Origin of the sequence: Empedobacter sp. UBA6745 (genome assembly GCF_002453775.1) — a bacterium.
Lineage (GTDB): Bacteria > Bacteroidota > Bacteroidia > Flavobacteriales > Weeksellaceae > Empedobacter > Empedobacter falsenii_C.
The window spans coordinates 30,259-51,519 of sequence record NZ_DKHL01000009.1; the positions used below are offsets into that span (position 1 = coordinate 30,259).

Annotated in this window: 17 protein-coding genes; 6 read left to right on the top strand and 11 right to left on the bottom strand. The window is 31.0% G+C overall.

The genetic code is table 11. The features are described from left to right. Window position 1: 1 nt before the first annotated feature. From B4H69_RS04165 to lipB, 3 genes are all read right to left on the bottom strand, one after another. Complete coding sequence (locus tag B4H69_RS04165) at window positions 2-2,932, bottom strand: SusC/RagA family TonB-linked outer membrane protein (protein ID WP_180906617.1); 2,931 nt, start codon at window positions 2,930-2,932, stop codon at window positions 2-4. Between the two features lie 178 nt (window positions 2,933-3,110). Beyond that, on the bottom strand, window positions 3,111-5,828 hold the full coding sequence (locus B4H69_RS04170; protein ID WP_038330432.1) for a helix-turn-helix and ligand-binding sensor domain-containing protein: 2,718 nt from the start codon (window positions 5,826-5,828) through the stop codon (window positions 3,111-3,113). A gap of 60 nt (window positions 5,829-5,888) precedes the next feature. After that, a complete protein-coding gene (gene lipB / locus B4H69_RS04175; protein ID WP_291092835.1) occupies window positions 5,889-6,602 on the bottom strand; it encodes a lipoyl(octanoyl) transferase LipB in 714 nt (237 codons plus the stop codon). 190 nt (window positions 6,603-6,792) lie between these two features. Here lipB and B4H69_RS04180 point away from each other — a divergent pair, with 190 nt between their 5' ends. Together B4H69_RS04180 and B4H69_RS04185 are read left to right on the top strand one after the other, a co-directional pair. After that, complete coding sequence (locus tag B4H69_RS04180; protein ID WP_291092837.1) at window positions 6,793-8,961, top strand: S46 family peptidase; 2,169 nt, start codon at window positions 6,793-6,795, stop codon at window positions 8,959-8,961. A 146-nt stretch (window positions 8,962-9,107) separates the two neighbouring features. Beyond that, a complete protein-coding gene (locus B4H69_RS04185; RefSeq protein WP_084106808.1) occupies window positions 9,108-10,256 on the top strand; it encodes an AI-2E family transporter in 1,149 nt (382 codons plus the stop codon). 297 nt (window positions 10,257-10,553) lie between these two features. Here the strand turns inward: B4H69_RS04185 and B4H69_RS04190 are convergent, their stop codons facing one another. The 5 genes from B4H69_RS04190 to B4H69_RS04210 form a co-directional block, all read right to left on the bottom strand. Then, complete coding sequence (locus B4H69_RS04190) at window positions 10,554-11,129, bottom strand: phosphatase PAP2 family protein (RefSeq protein ID WP_038330424.1); 576 nt, start codon at window positions 11,127-11,129, stop codon at window positions 10,554-10,556. Further along, on the bottom strand, window positions 11,129-11,683 hold the full coding sequence (locus B4H69_RS04195) for a twin-arginine translocase TatA/TatE family subunit (protein ID WP_236688155.1): 555 nt from the start codon (window positions 11,681-11,683) through the stop codon (window positions 11,129-11,131). Before B4H69_RS04195 ends, B4H69_RS04190 begins: the two co-directional genes overlap by 1 nt. Window positions 11,684-11,775: 92 nt before the next feature. After that, the gene (locus tag B4H69_RS04200) at window positions 11,776-12,003 is read right to left on the bottom strand and encodes a hypothetical protein (protein ID WP_291092840.1); all 228 of its coding nucleotides are present in this window, start codon (window positions 12,001-12,003) and stop codon (window positions 11,776-11,778) included. 20 nt (window positions 12,004-12,023) lie between these two features. Beyond that, a complete protein-coding gene (gene secD, locus B4H69_RS04205; protein ID WP_291092842.1) occupies window positions 12,024-14,696 on the bottom strand; it encodes a protein translocase subunit SecD in 2,673 nt (890 codons plus the stop codon). A gap of 121 nt (window positions 14,697-14,817) precedes the next feature. Beyond that, window positions 14,818-15,666: a DUF6929 family protein gene (locus B4H69_RS04210; protein ID WP_038330421.1), complete on the bottom strand. Its 849-nt coding sequence runs from the start codon at window positions 15,664-15,666 to the stop codon at window positions 14,818-14,820. A gap of 124 nt (window positions 15,667-15,790) precedes the next feature. Between B4H69_RS04210 and B4H69_RS04215 the strand changes: the two genes are divergently transcribed. The 4 genes from B4H69_RS04215 to B4H69_RS04230 all read left to right on the top strand — a co-directional run bounded on the left by B4H69_RS04215 (window position 15,791) and on the right by B4H69_RS04230 (window position 19,037). Then, window positions 15,791-17,008, top strand: a complete 1,218-nt coding sequence (locus B4H69_RS04215) for an MDR family MFS transporter (protein WP_038330420.1) — start codon at window positions 15,791-15,793, stop codon at window positions 17,006-17,008. 37 nt (window positions 17,009-17,045) lie between these two features. Further along, window positions 17,046-17,612 carry a cob(I)yrinic acid a,c-diamide adenosyltransferase gene (locus B4H69_RS04220; protein ID WP_038330418.1) on the top strand — a complete coding sequence of 189 codons (567 nt, stop codon included), beginning with the start codon at window positions 17,046-17,048 and terminating at the stop codon, window positions 17,610-17,612. Beyond that, window positions 17,605-18,237 (top strand): thiamine diphosphokinase, encoded by a 633-nt coding sequence (locus tag B4H69_RS04225; protein WP_038330416.1) that lies wholly within the window; start codon window positions 17,605-17,607, stop codon window positions 18,235-18,237. Before B4H69_RS04220 ends, B4H69_RS04225 begins: the two co-directional genes overlap by 8 nt. 65 nt (window positions 18,238-18,302) lie before the next feature. Next, on the top strand, window positions 18,303-19,037 hold the full coding sequence (locus tag B4H69_RS04230; protein WP_180906616.1) for an SIMPL domain-containing protein: 735 nt from the start codon (window positions 18,303-18,305) through the stop codon (window positions 19,035-19,037). 245 nt (window positions 19,038-19,282) lie between these two features. Here the strand turns inward: B4H69_RS04230 and B4H69_RS04235 are convergent, their stop codons facing one another. Genes B4H69_RS04235 through B4H69_RS04245 form a run of 3 tightly spaced genes read right to left on the bottom strand, consistent with a single transcriptional unit; the run spans window position 19,283 to window position 21,247 of the window. Then, window positions 19,283-19,957: a hypothetical protein gene (locus B4H69_RS04235; protein WP_038330413.1), complete on the bottom strand. Its 675-nt coding sequence runs from the start codon at window positions 19,955-19,957 to the stop codon at window positions 19,283-19,285. A gap of 1 nt (window position 19,958) precedes the next feature. Continuing rightward, the gene (locus B4H69_RS04240) at window positions 19,959-20,624 is read right to left on the bottom strand and encodes a hypothetical protein (RefSeq protein ID WP_038330412.1); all 666 of its coding nucleotides are present in this window, start codon (window positions 20,622-20,624) and stop codon (window positions 19,959-19,961) included. A 5-nt stretch (window positions 20,625-20,629) separates the two neighbouring features. Then, window positions 20,630-21,247: a hypothetical protein gene (locus B4H69_RS04245; RefSeq protein ID WP_180906615.1), complete on the bottom strand. Its 618-nt coding sequence runs from the start codon at window positions 21,245-21,247 to the stop codon at window positions 20,630-20,632. Window positions 21,248-21,261: the final 14 nt, after the last annotated feature.

The window sequence follows — 21,261 nt, forward strand, 5'->3', positions numbered from 1 at the left end:
ATTAGAATTCTACGTTTAATCCAACTAAAAATGTTCTAACATTTGGATATGCAGAGAAATCCATTCCTGTTGTTCCATAAGGACTTCCATCGTAACGTTTTCCTTTTACATTATCTAAAGTTAATTCCGGTGTAAATCCTGAATACTTCGTAATCATGAATACATTTTGAGCACTAACATATAATCTTAAGTTTCTGATAAAATCAATTTTATCTCTAAAATTATATCCTATTGTCATGTTACTTAATTTGAAGTAATTACCTTTCTCTAAATAATAAGAAGAAGCAACTTGATCACGCTCCGCTCCAGGATGAGAATTTGTACTACCAGCTCCTGTCCAACGATCATTGAACATATCAACTGTTATATTTTCTCCTCCTAAACGTGTGTTTTTGATACCATTGTAAATCTTATTACCACCAGCTCCATAACCACTAATCGTTAAATCGAAGTTTTTATATTCTAAACTAACATTAATTCCGTAGTTATATTTTGGAATATATGATCCCATAAATTTTTTATCACGATCATCAATAACTCCATCTCCATTTTGGTCTTTGTAACGTAAATGTCCTGGGCGAGCACTTGATAAATGAGCATTGCTATTTATTTCATCTTGTGTTTGCCAAACACCTTCTACTTCATATAACCAGAAAGAACCCAGTGGTTGACCAGCTTCTAAACGTTTTGCAATTTGTCCATTTCCTAAAGAACCCCCTGTCATTCCAGAATATCCTTCTTTAACAGACTTCACTTCATTTTCGTTGTAGTTGAAGTTACCACCAATCGAATATCTTAATCCTCCAGCTGTTTCATTACGATAATTTAAAGCAATTTCAAAACCTTGATTTACTACTTTTGCTGCATGATCATAAAAATCTTTTTCATAAGGAGATGAACCTATCTGTTTAATATTTAAGATGGCATTTTTCGTTGTCTTATTGTAATAATCTAAACTTCCTGATAATTTACCTTTCAATAACTCGAAATCTAGGCCAGCACTCCATTCATCTACAATTTCCCATGAAATATCATAAGCAGGCGAACCGATATAAGCTCCATAAATTAAATCTTGACCTGGTCCAAATACATAATTCGCATTATCACTACCTGTAGAAGTTGTAATTGTTGTATAGTTGTATGGCACATCTGCATTACCTAAACGTCCCCAACCTCCACGAAGTTTTAAGAAAGAAATTACATTACTATCTTTTAAGAACTCTTCATTAGAAATATTCCAAGCAGCAGAAACAGAAGGGAAAGTTCCCCAATATTTTTCGTTTTGTTTAAACTGGCTTGAACCATCTCTACGAATAATTCCAGAAACGTAGTATTTATTTGCGTAATTATATTGTAAACGAGCAAAATAAGAAGCATAAGCAATTGGAGTATAATTATTTTGATCCATTGCAGCTTTGTATTGTCCAGAAGCATGATGAGCAGACCAATATTGTTCTTTATCAGGAACATCATATACTGTGATATCTGAATATTGACCAATACCCATTTTTTCAGCAGATACTCCAGCAACAACATTGAACGAATGATCTCCAAATTTGCGATCAAATGTTACGAAGTTTTCCCATGACCATCTAAATGTTTCTACATTATTTAGATTTAGAGAGTTATTCATATAAGTTGAACTCGCAGGATTCTTCGCTTTTAAACCTTCAAACTCAGCAGCAGTTCTAATTGGGTTACCAGCAATCCATCTTTCTTTAATTGGATTAAATTCTCTGTATTTGTACCAATATTTTGTTCCTCCAGCACGAGAAGTTACTGTTAACCCTTTTGTAAGTTTCAACTCTGCTTCTATATTTCCTTGAAGTGTAGTAGAATTAGCTTTTTGATTATCATAATACAATGTTGACATTGGGTTACCATGAGAGTTCAAATTACTTGTCACCTCTCCAGGTTTTGCAACATATGTTACTTCTCCTGTTGTTGTATTAAAAATTGGTAAACCCCATCTTCCGTTATCATATTTTACAGGAACCAATGGTGATTGACGGTAAGCTACATCAAATGCTCCATATGGTTTAGGATTCTCTCTAGAAAAAGTAGCACTAACATTTTGTTTAATCTTTAAGATTCCATCAAACAATTTATAGTCATTATTACTACGAACAGTTGTTCTTTTGAAGTTATTTCCTTCTAAGATTCCTTTCTCTTCGAAATTATTAATACTGAACATGTAATTAATATTTTCTCCAGCGCCAGCTAACGAAACATTATTACTAATTAATTGTCCTGTGGTTAACATTTCATCAAACCAATTCGTGTTATATTTTTGATTTGTAGAAATCAAAGAACCTCCTGTTGCTTTTCTTTGTTCATTAAAATAAGTTATGTACTGATTAGCATCAGCCATATCTACCATATTCATAGTATTTCTTACTCCAATATATGAATCATAATTAACTCTAATCTTTCCTGTTTTACCACGTTTAGTTGTTACAACAACTACACCGTTTGCACCACGAACTCCATAAATAGCTGAAGATGCTGCATCTTTTAAAACATCAATTTTTTCAATGTCATTTGGATTAATATTGTTAATATTTGGAACAATTAATCCATCCACAACATATAAAGGAGCCTTCCCTCCTAGGGCTGTACCCATTCCACGAACCAAAACAGTTGGTGTACCACCTGGAGTATCCGTATTAATGATATTAACACCAGCTAATTTCCCCTGCAAAGACTGCATGGCAGTTGTACTTGCAATTTGCGTAATGTCTTTAGCATTAGCTGATGACACAGCTGATGTAAGATCTGATTTCTTAACAGTACCATATCCAACCACAACGGCTTGATCTAGTATAATAGAATCACTTTCGAAAGGATCTCCTATCTGTATAGAATCGTTAGTAACTTGGGCATTTACACAGAAAGACCCGAGAATAAATAATGGAAGAAAATATTTTTTCATTCTATTTCAATAAATGGTTATTTCAAAAATAGAATGTTTTAACACTTGATTAACAAGTAATAATTTCAGCTAGAATAACTTTCTGAAAAAATAAAACATATAACACTAAATATCAAATAATTATGTAGTATTATATTTACAATATGATGTAGTTATGATGTAATTTATTTTCCGATATTTAAAAATTAATCATATATTTATTTAGGTTTATTTCAGAAGGAATTTGCATTTTTTTGCGTAATCTATATCGTTGTAGTTCTACCGATCGATAATTAAGGTGCATTAAAGGAGCAATCTCTTTGGTTGATAAATTCATTCGAAGGAAAACACACAGTTTTAAGTCTTTTGCTGTTAAATTAGAATATTTCTCAGCTAATCTCTTAATAAAATCTTGGTGAATTTCCTGAATATTTAATTCGAAATTTTGCCATTCATTTCTGTTGTAACTATATTCCGAAAACGTTTTCTCAAATTTCTTTTTTAATTTTTTATTGATTTCATTCATTTCCAATTGAGAAAACAATTGATTAATTTCTAAGATCATAGCACGTTGATTAGCTAATTTCAAAGCTTGTCCTGCCAATTCTGTAGATTTCGTTTGTAAAGAAGTTTCTAAATATTGTTTTTCTTTATGATGATTCAATTCTTTTAACTCTTGTTGATGCTTCATTTCCATCAAATTCAATTCATATTCAAATTGCTTTTGTTTAATTCTGAAACTTTGTTTCAACTTCATTCTGTTATATTTATAAATAGCCAAAATCGATCCAACAATTAATAAAATATAAAATAATATCATCAAATTTGATAAATACCAAATCTTCTTAACCCGAAAATCAAAATGATTCAACTCCACAAAATTTCCATCTTTTAGAGCATAAATAGACAATTGATATGAACCGCTTTCTAATTGTTTATAATTAATTATAGGCTGATTAAGCGGTTGAATTTTAGAGTTATTTAATTGATAATACAATTGATAATTTGCAAAATCATCATTCAAAATTGAAACATAAAAATCTATATAATTATTTGAATACTCAATATTAGGTTCATTATTCAAAACCGTTTGATTGATTTTTGCTTTAATTTTTACCTTTGGTAATTCGCGACGTATAGATTTTAAATCATATTTCAATAATCCGTTTTCGAGGTTAATGTATAAAAACTGATCGTTGATTTTAGCCGTTAAATTGTCATCAACCAATTTTCCATCATACAATTTTTTGGGAATTAAATAATGAATCAATTTATTCTGTTCCACTTTAGAATAATACAGAATATTATCCGCTTCAACTAAATAACGATTCTCTTTTAAATAACGAATTCGATTAATATTCTTTAATTTCGAATCTAAATTCTCATCAGAAAATAAGTTTTTATTTATATCATAACGGACTAAATGTTGATCATCAATCAATACAAAAACCTTATTATCTTCGAGAATAGTTTGCGGATTAACTAATTTTTTATGTTGGTAAAATATCTCCTTTCCTGTTCTATTTTTAAGATCAAATAAATATAAACCACCATTTTTTCCTGTTCCTAAAATTTTATTTTCAACAATAATAAAATCAATAATTGGAATAGTTAAACTGGAAACTTTACTAGATTCTTCATGAGAACCTTGTATATATTCATTGATTCCTGTAAAAGATGATTGATATAATTTATTTCCATATTTGATCAATTTAAAACCTCCATTTGTAGAAGAAATCTTATTCAATAGTCCTGAATAAATGTAAGTTCCCCAACTATCCGAAACATAAATTGTATTATCAATATTTGTTACATTCCAAATTAAACCTTTCTCGAGAACTGAATTTGTTTGGTTTAGAGTATTCGAATAATTATAAAATCCGTGATTTGTTCCCAACAAAATATTGTCTTTGTAAAAATCGAACGAAAAAACATTTCCTAAATGACCATTGTAATCATATAATAGTTGAGTTTTGTTTTTCAATTCTATTTTCGAAATACCTTTATCCGTTCCAAGCCAAGCATTTCCTTTAGAATCTATTCTTATATTTTGGATTGTATTACTGATTAACCCAGAGTTTTGATTGTAATTTTTGTAAGAATTAGTTTTTAAATCATATACATAAATCCCATTATTTGAAGTTCCAATGATTAATTTATCTTCTAATCGAATCATTTTTAACACTAAATAATTCTTTAGCATTTTATTGAATTCCACATTGAACTCTTGTAAACCAGCTGTTTTGTTGTACTTGAAAATTCCTTCTGTTAATGTACCAACTAAATAATCATTATCATATTTTTCTATTCCATGAATTACAATTGATTTACCTTTTTCAATTTCAAATAACGGCTCAAAATGTCCATTATTAAATTCGAAAATACCTTTAGAAATAGTGGCTACTAACATTTTACCCTTCACCAGATAAACGTAAGAGGAAAGCGCAGGTAATTTATATCGTTTAACCGTTTTACCATCAAATTGAAAAAGATAATTGAACGATTGAAAATAAATAGAACGATTATGATAAAATATTTTCCAGATTTCTTCTTGTTCTAACCCTTCAAAACTTTTGAATTTATCTGAAATTGAAATATAAACTTTCTTTCCTTCAATCGTTTTCCAATATCCAAAATTATTTAATGCACCTGAATACAATACATTATTCATTGTAAAAACAGAACGTATAATTGTTAAGCTATTTGGCGAATATTTTTCCCAAAAATTACCATCATATTCTAAGATATTTCGATTGTTCGCAAAATATACTTTTCCTTGCTTTTTATTTTCTGTAATATCCCAAATAGGCGATTCGCCCAAATATTCGCTTTTAGAGTAATTCGAAATAATTGGCGCAAACGATTGAGATTTGCTATAAGTGGAAACAAGTAAAAATAGAATAAATAAGCTTCTCATTGTGCAATAAAAAAGACCGTAAAAACGGTCCTTAAAAATAGATTATATTTCTGAATTATCTTATTTAAATTCGACATCAAAAACTTCAGCAAAATGTTTCTTCGTAAACGCTTTTACTTCGTTCATATCTACCTGATGTCCAAGTTCTCTTTCTAATGAAGCTACAGCTTTATCCTGAATTCCGCATGGAACAATGTATTCAAAATAACGCAAATCTGTATTCACATTTAGCGCAAAACCATGCATCGTTACCCAACGGGAAGCCTTAACGCCCATTGCACAAATTTTTCGAGCAAAAGGTCGACCAACATCCAACCAAACGCCAGTTTCTCCTTGCGAACGCTCACCTTTTAGTCCATATTCGGCAATAGTTTTGATAATAACTTCCTCCAAATTGCGCATATACAAATGAATATCTGGCTTGAAAGTATCCAAATCCATAATAGGATAACCAACTAATTGTTGCGGTCCATGATAGGTAATATCTCCACCACGATTCGTTTTCACAAAAGTTGCATTTATTTCATTTAATTTATCACTCGAAGCTAACATATTTTCTAAATGTCCACTTTTCCCAAGCGTGTAAACATGCGGATGTTCTATAAAAAGTAAATGATTTTTAGTGTTTTTAAAATCTGAACTTCCCTCCTTTTCTTGCGCTCTGTTATATTGTTTTACGGCTATATTTTCTGCTAAAAGACTTTCTTGATAATCCCAAATTTCTTGGTAATCTCTGTTAATTCCTAAATCTTGGAATTCGACAATTTGTTTCATTTCACAATGTGTTTCGAATGTCAAATTTACGAATTTTTAAAAGAAATTAATCCTCTAATTCTACTGTGAAATTATTTAATTCAGGTTCATTTAGTAGTAATAATGGTTTTCAGCAATTCATTAATGATTGAATAAAAATCTTTATCTTTGGAATTCTAAGAAATCGATTGAAAAAAATAATCAAATAAAAATGAAGAAACTATTCGTTAAAGGATCTATTTTAATGGCTTTGTTTGCAAACTTTAGCGTTTTTGCACAACAAAGTGGTGGAATGTGGATTCCAACAGAATTGAATGAAAAGGAAATGAAAGACATGGGATTGAAAATCTCATCAAAAGACATTTTCAGTAATGGAGATAAAAGTATCAACAATGCAGTTGCTCACTTTGGTGGCGGTTGTACGTCAGAAGTTATTTCTCCAAATGGTTTATTACTAACTAATCATCACTGTGGTTATGGAGAAATCCAAGCACATTCATCTTTAGAAAATGATTATTTAACAGATGGTTTTTGGGCTAAAGAGTTGAAAGACGAATTACCAAACGAAGGTTTAACAGCGACTTTTATTGTAGATATTAAAGATGTAACTACTGCAATTTTAGCTGGTGTTAATGATAATATGTCGGAGAAAGATCGTAACAAAATCATCAAGAAAAATATTGAAGATTTTAATGCAAAAACTAAGACAGAATCTTATCGTTCAGTATTTATCAAACCTTTTTACAAAGGAAATAAATATTACCAATTTACGACAGAAACATACAAAGATGTTCGTTTAGTTGGTGCGCCACCTTCTGCAATCGGAAAATATGGAAATGACACAGACAACTGGGTTTGGCCACGTCATACAGGAGATTTTTCGATGTTTAGAATTTATGCAGACAAAAATAACAAACCTGCAGATTATTCTCCAGAAAACGTTCCTTATAAACCAAAACATTTCTTACCTATTAATATTTCGGGAATTAGCGAGGATGATTTCACGTTTGTATATGGTTTCCCAGGTACAACAGACGAATATTTACCAGCTTCTTCTATCGAGCAAATAAAAGATGTCATCAATCCTGCGCGTATTAATGTACGTACGATTGCGTTATCTCACATTGATAAAAAAATGCGTGAAGACAATGCAACTCGTATTGCTTATGCTTCTAAACAAGCGCGTATTTCAAATTCACACAAAAAATGGATTGGTGAAGTTTTAGGATTAAATCGTTCGAAAGCTGTAGAAAAACGTCAACAATACGAGCAAGAATTTATGAATCGTATTGCGAAAAATCCTAAATTAAAAGGTGAATATTCGAATATTATTTCTGAATTAAATCAAGTTAATAAAGCAAATCAAGATTATATTTTAGCGTACACAATGTATTCTGAAACGTTTTTCTCAAATTCAGAAACATTCAGAATGGCGTTAACATTGAACAATATTTTGAATGCGGTTGGACAAAAAAATTATGCTGAAACTAAAGCAAAAGCGTTGAATACAGTTGCGTCTATGCACAAGGATTATAATCCTGAATTAGACAAAACTATTTCTTCTGATTTGGCGGATAATTATTTCAAAGTTGTTCCTCAAAATTTATTACCAACTACAACTGCTGCAAATATCAAAACGGCTTTAGGAAATTCGATAATCAACGGAACGAAAAAAATTAACGGTCAATCTATTTTAGGAAATATCAAAGCGTTAGCTGAAAATGATGCTGAGTTTATCAAAGCCTTAAAAGAAGATGCTTTAATTGCTCAAATTCGTTTGATTTTAGATGCAAATCAAACAAAAGTAACGCCTACATATTTAGCGAATCAAGATAAAATCAACAAGTTGATGCGTACGTATATGAAAGCGCAAATGGATGTTTTTACAGACAAAAAAATCTTCCCTGATGCGAATTCTACTTTACGTGTAACTTACGGAAAAGTTGATGGTTACCAACCTCGCGATGCGGTTTATTACGAGCCTGTAACGCACATGGAAGGTGTGATGGAGAAATATATCCCAGGTGATTATGAGTATGATTTACCAAAACAAATGTTGAGTTTATATGACAAAAAAGATTACGGAAAATACGCCGATAAAAACGGAAAATTACCTGTAAACTTTATTGCAACAAACCATACAACTGGTGGTAATTCTGGTTCTCCTGCATTGAATGCAAAAGGAGAATTAATCGGATTGAATTTTGACCGTGTTTGGGAAGGAACAATGTCAGATTTAAATTATGATCCAGAGATTTGTCGTAATATTATGGTGGACTCTCGTTACATTTTATGGGTAGTTGACAAGTATGCTAATGCGCAACGTTTGATTGATGAAATGACCATCGTTGACGAAAGCAAAAATGCAAAGAAAAAATAATATTTTTCACTATATTCTGAAAACCACGTTTTTATAACGTGGTTTTTTTTATTGAAATAAACGTAAGATTCAAATAAAATCTTAAGAAATAAAACTATATTTATACAACTTATCTAAAAAATTGTCAAAATAAAACACTCATAATTATGGAAGTCATTAGAAAATGGCCTTTTTATTTAAAACTAACTTGCACATTATTGTCAATCATTTGTTTAACATTTATTTCAATAATAGGTAAAGGAATTTTAGTTCCATTAATATTAGGCTTCTTAATTTCAATATTATTAGCACCCGTTTGTGCATTTTTTGAAAGATATTTACGCATTCCGCGTGCTATTTCGAGTATCATTACCACCTTGCTTTTTGCAGCATTTATCTTAGGAATTTTCTATTTGATTGCTATACAAATGGCGGAAATAGCAAATGAATGGCCTACATTTCAGAAACAAATCATAGAAGCTTTTATGAATTTGCAAGATTGGATTCATCATACATTTGGTGTTAATTCGCATGCGCAAATGGAATATTTGACAAAGAATGTCAAAACCACTATAGAAACGAGTACAATTGTAATCGAAAAAGTAATTTCGATTGTTTCATCGATGGCTGTTACAGTTTTGTTCACCTTTTTATACATTGTTTTCTTGTTGATTTATCGTCGTCATTTGGTAAAATTTTTATATTACGCATTCAATTCAAATACACACGATCAGGTTTATAATGTCATTACATCTATTCAAAAAATGGTCAAACAATATTTGATTGGCTTATTTTTACAAATGTTAGTCGTATCAATTTTATCTTTTATTGCATTTTCTATTCTTGGACTTAAATACAAATTTGTTTTAGCTATTTTAACTGGCGTTCTAAATGTTGTTCCATATGTAGGAATTGTTATTTCGTTAATTATAACGCTAATAATCACATTTGCTACAATGTCAGCTTCAAAATTGTTCTTTGTTTTAATTGCATTTATTGCAATTCATGCAATTGATGGAAATGTAGTGATGCCAAAAATTGTAGGTTCTAAAGTAAAAATCAATTCATTGATTGTCATTATTGGATTAGTAATTGGAGAAATGACGTGGGGAATTATGGGAATGCTTTTATCGATTCCAATACTTGCGTTGATGAAAATTGTTTTTGATAATGTGACTGAATTAAAACCTTGGGGTTATCTTTTGGGTGATGAAGATTCAACAGAAATTGATGATGATTTAAATTCGTTTTTAGCCAAAAAGAAAGCGAAAAAATCAAAGAAAAAAACAAAGAAGTTGGACGAGAATTTAGAGTAATCTAATTTCTATTTTACATAATTGGATTGCTGTACATTATTTTACCCATTAAAAAAGTCTATAACAAATTGTTATAGACTTTTTTAATTTATACTAATCAAGATGAATTATTCCGAAAAAATCAAAGATAAGTAATAGAAAGGTTAATGTAGAAATCACAAAAAATTCAAAAGCATCTTTATAGCTTTTCAATATTGACATACTATTATAATGTTTTTCTTTTTTTATTTTTCTAATTCCTAAAATCAATGAACCTGCAAATAAAATAGATAAGCAAATCTCTGAATTTATATACATTTAATTCTTCTTCAAATATTTTTTTTCTAAGAAATAATACAATTTCAAGAAAAGAATCGAGAAAAATATTCCGATTAGTGTTCCGAAAAATATATCACCCGTAAAATGTACTCCAACATAAACTCTACTGTAAGCAACCATTAACGCCCAAACAAGTAAGACATAAAGTAACCATTTGTAATAGCGTCTTAGCAATATTCCTATAAAAATTGCAATCGCCATATGATTAGATGCATGTGCCGAAGTAAAACCATATTTACCTCTCCCCTCACAATCTATTGGGCGAAATAATCCTTGAATCGATTCGGTGTAACATGGACGAAAACGTTGAAAAGAATTTTTCAAGATATTTGTAAATTGATCTGCACATGTTATCATCAGTGCTATACAAACTCCAGCTAACAAGGTTTTTTTCCAACCAAGTTTTACATAAAGTAAGATGAGAAAGATGACATACAACGGAATCCATGTTTTTTTATCGGTAACTATTAACCAAAACCAATCCCATTTTTCGTTCCCTAAATTATTGAAATACAAAAATATTTGTACGTCCCAATCAAAATAATCTTGTATCATTATCTACTTACTGATCCGCCTAAACCTAATGCTTCGTCTACAGATTTTGGTTCTACAACAACCGCAGGTTCTTCCACAATTGGCTCAACTACATTCTCTATAACGGGTTCTGTTGTTTCTTGCACATCCAATTCCAAATCCTGTACAGGATCTACAGCTTTCATAGTTGGTGCATCATCTTTCAACGCTGCATTTACTGTATTATCTTGATGAATTGCTTGATGCATTTCATCTACTGGATTACGAACTTCGTCAAATGATTTCTGAAAATCTTCCATTGGATTGATTTTCGCAAAAGAATCTTTGACTTCATTCATTGGATTTAACTCTTTTATGGTATTCTGAATCTCTTTTGTAGGATCAACATCCTGAACAGGATTCATGATTTCTTGCTTGATATCTTCAGATGCTTCTTTTAATTTGCGCACAGCAGTTCCCAAACCACGAGCAATTTCTGGAATTTTATCTGGTCCAAAAATCACTACAGCAACCACCATAATAATCACGACTTCCTGGAAGTCTAAAAACGCTGGGTATATTACTAAACTATTCACTAAACAAATGTATAAAATCTAAATTTAGTAGAAGAAAAAAAGCCATCAAATTTCTTTGATGGCTTTCTTAAAATTTATTTAAAATTTGAATCTTATTTATTCATTTGACCTTTTTTAGTAAAGTCATACAATAAAGGAGATGCAACGAAAATAGACGAGAATGTACCAATTACGATACCGATTAATTTCGCAAACATAAATCCTTTGATTGATTCTCCACCAAATGCAAAGATGATTAATACGATTAAGAACGTTGATAAAGACGTATTGATTGTACGTGATAATGTTTCTGATGTAGAAATATTAATAATATCGTACAAGTTGTGGTTTTTCTCAACTGTTAAATTCTCACGAATACGATCCAAGATNNCATAATAATCGAGTCATTCATCGAATAACCAATTACCGTCAAAATCGCCGCGATAAATGCTTGATCGATCTCCATGTTGAAAGGTAAAATTCCTTTGAATAAAGAGAAAACTCCTAATACAATAATCACGTCATGCGCTAATGCGATGATAGTTGATAATGAGAATTGCCAACGTTTGAACATCACAATTAAGTAGAAGAAAATTGCAACTAATGCTAAAGAAACCGCTATATAAGAAGCTCTTGTTGTATCATCGGCAATTGTAGGACCTACTTTTGCAGAAGACATTAAACCTATTGTAGCATTATCTTCAGAGAAATCTTTTTCAGACATATTCGCTGGTAGATAAGATTTAAGACCTGTATATAATTTATCTTTGATCTCGTCATCTACATTTGTTCCGTCTTCATCAGCTTTGTATGCTGTTGTAATTTTTACTTGATTTTGACCACCATACGTTTTCACCTGTGGCATCATTTTTTCACCTTCTAACACGAAAACATCACCCAAACTTTCAGAAATTTGTTGCGGATCTACGTGTTTATCAAAACGAACTGTATATGTACGTCCACCTTGGAATTCGATACCCATATCAAATCCTTTTGTGAAGATAGAGATTAAAGCAACTACTGTTAAAACAATTGAAATCGCATAAGAGATTTTTCTTGTTTTCAATAAGTCAACTTTAATATTTTGTAACCAGTGCGCTGTAAAATGTGTATAGAAAGGAACAGATTTTCCTTTTGCTAAACGTCCTTCTACAAAGTAGCGTGTAATGAAAATCGCTGTAAATGTTGATGTAAAAATACCAATCATAAACGTTGTTGCGAAACCTACAACAGGACCTTTACCAAAGAAGAATAAAATTAATGCCGTGATAAATGATGTTGAGTTAGCATCGATAATTGCAGAGAAAGCACCTTTCCATGAATAAGCGAAATCTACTGCTTGACGTAATGATTTTCCTTTTCTTAATTCTTCTTTTACACGTTCGTAAATCAAGATATTCGCATCCATTCCTGTTACCAATGTCAAGATAATCCCGGCAATACCTGGTAAAGATAATGTAGCTTTAAGTGATACTAAGAATCCTAATAAGAATAATAAGTTAACGATTAATGCAACGTTAGCATAAATACCTGCACGGCTGTAATAAAACACCATCCAGATTAATACTAATGCAAATGCACAACCAAAAGCGATTAACGAACTGTTGATTGCTTCTTGTCCTAATGATGGACCAACAACCTCAGCAGAAACGATTTTAGATGAAGCTGGTAAAGAACCTGCTTGTAAAATGTTTGCTAAATCTTTTGCTTCGTCAATTGTAAAGTTTCCAGAAATAACAGAATTACCTCCTGTAATTTGATTACTGATGTTTGGCGCAGAATACACCATATTGTCTAATACAATTGCAACACCTTGACCTGGTTGTCCAGGACCTGCAGGTTTCAACTCGTCTGTAATACGAGACCACTCTTGTGCTCCAACTTGATTCATTTGCATTGTAACAACAGGCTCATTTGTAAGAGAACCAGGATTACGTTCACCAGCAGCAGAAACTACTTTATCTCCTTCAATTAATGGTTCTTGCGTTCCATTTTTACCTTTTAAGACATAAAACTCTAATAATTTAGGAGCAGATTTATCATTTGCTTGTTTACCTAAATTCATTGGCTTATTCGCCCAAGAGTATTTGTATCCTCTAATGTTTGCTGGTAATCCAGGTACAAAACCTTTGTCTTGCATCACACGGTTTACAACAGCAGTATCTTTTACATTCACAACAAAACTTGCGTTAGAACCAGCTGGTTGCATAACTTCTGCTAAAGTTTTGATTGTTTGTCCTTTCTCATTTTTTACATTATATTTTTCTGTATTAACGCTAGAAAAATATTGTAAAACTGTAGGATCTTGACGAACAACTTGCCAAAACTCTAATTTTGCTGTAGATTGTAATAATTTTTTTACACGGTCAGTGTCAGAAACACCTGGTAATTCTACCAAGATACGTCCATCACCTTTATCACCTAAACGTTGAATTACTGGCTCAACAACACCAAATTGATTAATACGAGAGCTAATTACATCATAAGCTGTTGCAACTTTAGCTTCGATATCTTTACGGATTACTTCTTTTACCTGATCGTCAGAAGCATTGTACGCAATTTTATCTGCATTGTTTTTGTTTCCAAACAAATCTGCAGCTGCGTATTTTGTTCCTCCTTTTATTTTATCAAACTCTTGAAAAAATAATTCGACATAAGGTACGTTACCGTTTGTTTTTTGAGCTTTATCTGTAGCATCCAAAGCCGTTGCCAACATAGGGTTTTGACTTTTCGCTGATAAATTCTCGATTAAATCTCTTTCAGAAACTTGTAAAATTACGTTGATACCACCTTTCAAATCTAATCCTAAATTGATTTCATTGTTTTTGGCATACCCATAATCGTACTTAATAATTCCCAAATCAAGAGGATGCTGAGCCAAGCTATCTAAAATTCTTGGTTCGTCTTCTGGCTTACTCGCCAAGCGCGCCGCCTCATGCTCCACTTTAGTTGTGTACCAAGTATAACTTAGTTGTCTGATACACAAGAGACTTAAAATAATTGCAAATGCTGCAATGAGCCATCTTCCTCGCATAATGTTTAATTGATAAATAAATTTTGACGGACAAATATAATAGTCTTGAAAATACTTTCACAATTTTTTAAGAATAAATCGAAAATCGATGTCCGTATTTCGAAATTCTTTATTCAAAAAATTAGATTTCCTTTTGGTATTTGTAGATATAAATTGACGCTTTATTAGAGTCATCATCATTATCTTCGCACAAATACAAGGTGTAATTCTTTCCAGATTCTTTATACAACGCTAAACCTTCGATTTTCTTATCATCCGAAATTTTTTGCCAACGTGTAACCTCCATTGTAGCTAAATCTAACTCACCAATAATAGAACCTTTTATTTCTCCATTAAACTGAGTTGTACTTTTAGATTCTACTGTTGCTGTAAACAAAACTTTTCCATCTACTAAAATAGCATCCGAAAAAGTAGTCGTTTCATTATGAATTTTAGGCAAAGTGATTGGAAAAAAATCAATTATTTTCCCTCTCAAATCATTTATCCTACCTCTCACTCTATAAATTCCATTTACACCAGCAGGTCCATTTCCTCTGTTGAAAAAATATGTACAATGTCCATCTGTAATAATTCCTTCGATGTTAAAATCTTTTTTAGATAAATTCGAAACCTTTAAAAATTCATCCAAAAGAAAACTATAATTATCGTTTTGTACCTCTTTAGTTTTGATGTTATATGAAATCAAATCGAAACGATTTTCCTTAGAACCCGAACCAAGAATATACAAATGATTGTCAAATTTTGTAATCGCTTCAAAATCTGGTTTATCTTTTTTGGTGATATGTTTTGATTTTACTTCTGGATTCAAATCAACTTTATCCACTTCTTTTTTCTTTTTATTGTAAACGTACAAATGTGCTTTATCATCGGAAATCGTGTAAACATGGTGTTTGTCAACCACTAATCCAGATGCCGCTCCAAGCCCATTTATAACAATTAAAACCTTAAGAATGAAATTGTAAAACAACATAGATGTAAGATTTGTTTTTAAGAGGTTTCAAAAGTAATCAAAGAATATCAGAAACCTTGATAAATAACCGATTTTTTGTAAAAAAAGAACTTAACTTTGTAGCATTTAAAAAGAAAATTGAGAGATGAAAAAAATTCTAAAAATTTACATTGACGCCTACAGCGGACTTTCGAAAGAATCTTGGATGTTAGCCATCGTAATGTTGTTGAACCGAATGGGTTCGATGGTTTTACCATTTTTAGGAATTTATATGATCTCCGAATTAGGATTTTCTTTGGAAAACTCGGGAATAGTCTTAAGTTGTTTTGGAGTTGGTTCTGTAATTGGTTCTTGGCTTGGAGGTTGGATAACAGATAAAATCGGAAACTTTAAAGTACAAGCCATCAGTTTATTTCTAAGTGCTCCGATGTTTTTGATTTTACCTTATTTTAAAACGGTAGAATCTTTTGCTGTTATTATGCTTGTTTTGAGTATTATTAGCGAAATGTTTCGTCCAGCAAACTCAGTTGCCATCACACGTTATGCTAAGAAAGAAAATATCACTCGTGCTTTTTCGTTGAATAGAATGGCGGTTAATTTAGGTTTTTCAATTGGTCCATCAATGGGAGGTTTTTTATCTAATTATTCGTACGATTTATTATTCTATTGTAATGCAGGAGCCGCTTTGGTTGCTGGAATTGTATTCTTTGTCTTTTTCAATGGAAGAAAAGAACGAAATGCTGCCACAGAAAATATTTCTGATAAAGCCGTAGTCGAAAAAGAACGTAATGCATACACTGATACACCTTTCTTAGTATTCAATCTGTTTTGTGTATTATTCTCTATTGCATTTTTCCAAATCCTAAATACACTTCCATTATTTTATAAAGATGTAGTGCATTTAACACAAACAGAAATTGGATTATTAATGGGATTCAGTGGAATAATCATTGTTGTATTCGAAATGTTGTTGATCCATTATACCGAAAAAAGATTTACAGTTACACAACTTTTAGTTTTCGGTTCATTTATCACAGCAATTAGTTATTTTATCTTCACATTTAGTCACACATTAGGAATGTTGTACTTAGCAATTGGACTGATGTCTATTGGAGAAATGCTTGTTTTACCTTTGATGTCAACGGTTACAGCTTTTCGTTCGCAAAAAAATAACAGAGGAGCTTATATGGGATTAAACGGAATGACAGCAGCAATTGCCTTTATTGTTTCGCCATTTTTAGGAACTCACATAGCTACCGATTACGGTTTTAATACACTTTGGATAATCACTACAGTTATTTTAGTCATCGTAGCTATCGGATATCACTTTTTTACTAAACCACTTTTACCAAAAAATATTTAAGATTTTCTTATCTTCGATAATTATTAGTTGAAATCACATGAAAGTATATACAAAAACAGGAGACAAAGGAACAACAGGTTTATATGGAGGAACACGTGTCTCTAAAAATAGTCTAAAAATTGATTCTTACGGAACAGTTGATGAATTAAATTCTTATTTAGGATTGATTCGTTCTTATGAAATTGATCCAGCATTAGAGGAAGAAATTATCATCATTCAAAAAGGTTTATTCAATCTTGGAGCTGAATTAGCAACACCAGTGGATAAATTATACTTGGCAAATGGTAAACCTCGTATTCCGAAAACTATTTCTGAAGAAGATATTGTACAATTAGAAGAATGGATTGATGATTTGGAAGGACAATTGGAACAATTGACTCATTTTATTCTTCCAGGTGGAAATCAACCAGCTTCTCATGCACATGTTGCGCGTTGTATTTGTCGTCGTGCCGAACGTTTGACAGTTGGTTTGGCCGAAGAAGAAGAAATTCGTCCAGAATTACAAAAATATTTGAATCGTCTTTCTGATTATTTATTTGTTTTAGGTCGAAAAATTGCCACAGACAATAATCACGAAGAAGTAAAATGGATTCCAGGTGAATAAAAAAGCACTTTTATTTTTGAATGGCGAAGTCCCTACTATCCTGCCTGATACATCAAATTATGATATGATTTTTTGTACAGATGGTGCATTTCGTTATTTACAAAAACTACATATAACGCCCGATGTTATTTCGGGCGATTTTGATTCTTTCGAAATCAGTCAATTCCCTTCTGAAATAGAAGTTATTTCTACTCCAGATCAAAATGACACAGATTTTGCAAAAGCATTACAAATCATTTTGGATAAAGGTTTCAAAAACGTTGATGTTTTTGGAGCAAGTGGTCGTCAACAAGATCATTTTATTGGAAATCTAAATGCAGCATATCGATTCAAAGATCAAATCAATATTTTGTTCTACGATAATTATAGCCAATATTTTTTCGCAGAAAAAGAAACGAAATTAGAAGGTTATTTTGGAAGAACAATTTCGCTTCTCCCCTTTCCTGAATGTAAAAATATTATCACAAAAGGTTTGGAATATCCTTTGAATAAAGAAGATTTGAACTTACTTTCTCGTATAGGAACTCGTAACAAAGCCAATGAAGATGTGGTTACAATTGATTATTCAGAAGGTAATTTAATCATCTTTATCATCGATCAAGAATTTCCTATTTTGATTGCTTAATCTCACTATTTTTAGTGAAACGCATCTTTAGTATTTTTTGTACTTTTACTGAAAACCAAATTACTATGAATAAATTTTCAGTTATTGTAGCATCTATTTTAGCCGTTGGACTGATTGCTGCAACATGTATATTAGGGAACACCTACAAATATAAATTCAGAAGTTCTGAATCGATCAATGTTACTGGAAATGCTTTGAAAGATTTTAATGCCGATTTAGTTAAATGGCGTGCAACTTTTAGTCGAAAAGATTATGATTTACGTGTTGCTTCGGATCAATTAAAAGCTGATCAAACGGTTGTCAAAAACTTTTTGATTTCGCAAGGAATCAATCCAAAAGAAATTGTTTTTGAAGCGGTAAATATTTCAAAAGATTTTCAGTACGGAACAGATGCAAACGGAAATTCGATAAGTCAATTTACAGGATATAATCTTTCGCAAGATGCGACAATCGAATCGAAAGAATTGGATAAAATAGAGAAAGCTTCGCGGGAAATATCAACTTTAATTAGCCAAGGCATCGAATTGAGTTCATCTAATCCAAATTATTATTACTCGAAATTAGAAGATTTAAAACTTGAATTGATTGCACAAGCTTCTGAAAATGCAAAACAACGCGCTGAAAATATTGCAACAAAATCTGGTGCTAGTTTAGGAAAATTGAAACAAGCCGATTTGGGTATTTTTCAGATTACAGGAAAAAATGATAATGAGGAATATTCGGCTGGAGGTTCATTGAATACTACATCTCGCCAAAAAACGGCTCAAATTACTGTGAGAGCAAGTTATAACTCAAATTAAAAAATAAATAAAAAAAAGCTTCTTAATATTAAGAAGCTTTTTTTTGTCTATTTAAATACTACTGCAAGTAATATCAAAGCAGATATTACAATAAGTACATCTACAATTTTAATTCTAAAATTACCAATTCCAAAACCTCTTTTTGTAGCATAATTTTTTTTTGATGACATTATAAATCCAATTTCGGATGGAAATACTAAAAGCATGCCAATTATCTAAAGTAGAAAAATTATTTTATCATATTTTTAAATTTTTGCTGGAGCTTGAGCTGTTGCTGTTTTTGTGTTTTTCATATCTACAACTATCTTTTCATTTGTATCAGATAATAAAAGATTTTTTCTATAAATAGCTACGTTTAAAATTAAATCTATACGAGTTTGATCAAATGTAATACCATTATTTGGTTGAAATTTTAATCTCCATGTATTTCCTGATCCAATATATGCTCTAGAAGTATACAACACATTACCATTAATTCTTGTAGATGTTCCAGAAACTGTTTTACTATCTTTCGTTTCACCACTCGCTATACCATAAATTATAAATCCTCCAATCATCACATGATATTTAGAAGCATCTATTTTTGTGTCATATTCTGTTAAACCTGTATTTGGTAATTTATTAAACCTGAACGTTGCATAATTGATTGAAGCGTAACTCATTGTAGAAGGATTGAAAACTTTCATTTTGTTATCATCCTTATCAATTACGGTTAAATAACTATCATTTGATTTTCCTGTATAAATTCCAGGATTCTCAAAAAACCATTTATCAGTACTCCCTTTCGATATTGTTGTTCCATTTACATCTAATGTTCTTTTAGGATTATCGGTATTAATTCCTACTCCTGGAGTATAAGTTTGTCCAAATGTTATGGTTGTAAGTAGTATAATTACTACACTGTATATTTTATTTTTCATTTTAATCAACTATAGGTGTTACTGCATCTCCACTTTTACTATTATTTAAATTATAGGATTTTAAATTCAAGTTTTTGAAAAATCTATTCGGATAAATTAATACATCAAAGTAATAATTAAAAGCATTAGTTGTATTTGCAGGACTTGTTGAAGGGTTTCTAACTTTTACATGCCACATATTATCTGTCCCTACAAAGGCATTGTATTCAAATCTTCCTTTACTTGCTACAGCAGGAAAACCTTGTTTTAAATTATCAACAGCTTCAAAATTTGTGATAGCCACAAAATAATCACTTAATGGAATATTAAGGTTTAAATCATCTAAATCATCACCATTCACATTCTGTATTTCATAAGGCTGAATGATAATTGGTAAAACGTTTTGTTGACCATACATTTCTTTTATTTGTCCACTAACATCTCCTACCAGATTCGGATCTTGAGCAACTACTCTATAGTCTGTATTAACTTCAACATTATTAACTGTCTTTTTTTCAAGTAATTCTTCTAACTTATTTACTTGACCAACTTTATTTGTAATAATTAAATTTCCATTAATTTGTAATTCTTCAGAAGTTAAATCACTATTAGAAACACCTATTCCTATTTGACCGTACGAAATATTTGTTGTAAGTAATAAAATACCTACAATTAAAAATTTTTTCATTTTTATTAATTTAATATTGGAGTGCCTCCTGTATTTAGATTAGTCCCAGAATTATTCATTTCAACAGTTTGTTCTGGGAATATTTTTACATAAGTTTTCGGAAAAATAGAACATGTGATTACCCATTTCTGAGTTCCATTAGTTACAGTTGAATTTAAAGCGGGATAATCTGCATTTAATGTCCATTCATTATTTACTACTTTAGCACCAACCCCAGGTAAAGCACTTATAGTAGTACCTCCTGTAATATTTTCAGAAAAATATCCACTCAATACAACCAAAGCATATTTATTTGCATCAATTCTTGTATTAAAACTTTGAACCCAATCTCCCTCTGGAGCAATAAGCTCAAAAGTAACCAAAGCAGCAATACCTGTATTATCTGTCGTTCTTACATCTAATATTTCAATATTATTTGTAACAGTATTCTGTACTAATAAATTATAAGACTTCTTAATATCTGCCTCAACTGGAGCTAAGTTTTTAGGAAAAATTAATTGATTAGAAACCATATCTCCATTTACTTCTAAATCTCCTCTTGGTGTATCAGTATTAATTCCGACTTGGGCAAACATTGTGGTAGTAGAGAGTAATGTTGTGAGTGAAACTAAAATTGTTTTCATTATATTTAAAATTC

Coding starts and splice junctions, on each gene's coding strand:
- B4H69_RS04215 (WP_038330420.1), top strand. CDS start 15,791: ATGAAAAAAATTCTAAAAATTTACATTGACGCCTACAGCGGACTTTCG.
- B4H69_RS04230 (WP_180906616.1), top strand. CDS start 18,303: ATGAATAAATTTTCAGTTATTGTAGCATCTATTTTAGCCGTTGGACTG.
- B4H69_RS04165 (WP_180906617.1), bottom strand. CDS start 2,932: ATGAAAAAATATTTTCTTCCATTATTTATTCTCGGGTCTTTCTGTGTA.
- B4H69_RS04210 (WP_038330421.1), bottom strand. CDS start 15,666: ATGTTGTTTTACAATTTCATTCTTAAGGTTTTAATTGTTATAAATGGG.
- B4H69_RS04235 (WP_038330413.1), bottom strand. CDS start 19,957: ATGAAAAATAAAATATACAGTGTAGTAATTATACTACTTACAACCATA.
- B4H69_RS04180 (WP_291092837.1), top strand. CDS start 6,793: ATGAAGAAACTATTCGTTAAAGGATCTATTTTAATGGCTTTGTTTGCA.
- B4H69_RS04245 (WP_180906615.1), bottom strand. CDS start 21,247: ATGAAAACAATTTTAGTTTCACTCACAACATTACTCTCTACTACCACA.
- B4H69_RS04240 (WP_038330412.1), bottom strand. CDS start 20,624: ATGAAAAAATTTTTAATTGTAGGTATTTTATTACTTACAACAAATATT.
- B4H69_RS04170 (WP_038330432.1), bottom strand. CDS start 5,828: ATGAGAAGCTTATTTATTCTATTTTTACTTGTTTCCACTTATAGCAAA.
- B4H69_RS04190 (WP_038330424.1), bottom strand. CDS start 11,129: ATGATACAAGATTATTTTGATTGGGACGTACAAATATTTTTGTATTTC.
- B4H69_RS04185 (WP_084106808.1), top strand. CDS start 9,108: ATGGAAGTCATTAGAAAATGGCCTTTTTATTTAAAACTAACTTGCACA.
- B4H69_RS04220 (WP_038330418.1), top strand. CDS start 17,046: ATGAAAGTATATACAAAAACAGGAGACAAAGGAACAACAGGTTTATAT.
- lipB (WP_291092835.1), bottom strand. CDS start 6,602: ATGAAACAAATTGTCGAATTCCAAGATTTAGGAATTAACAGAGATTAC.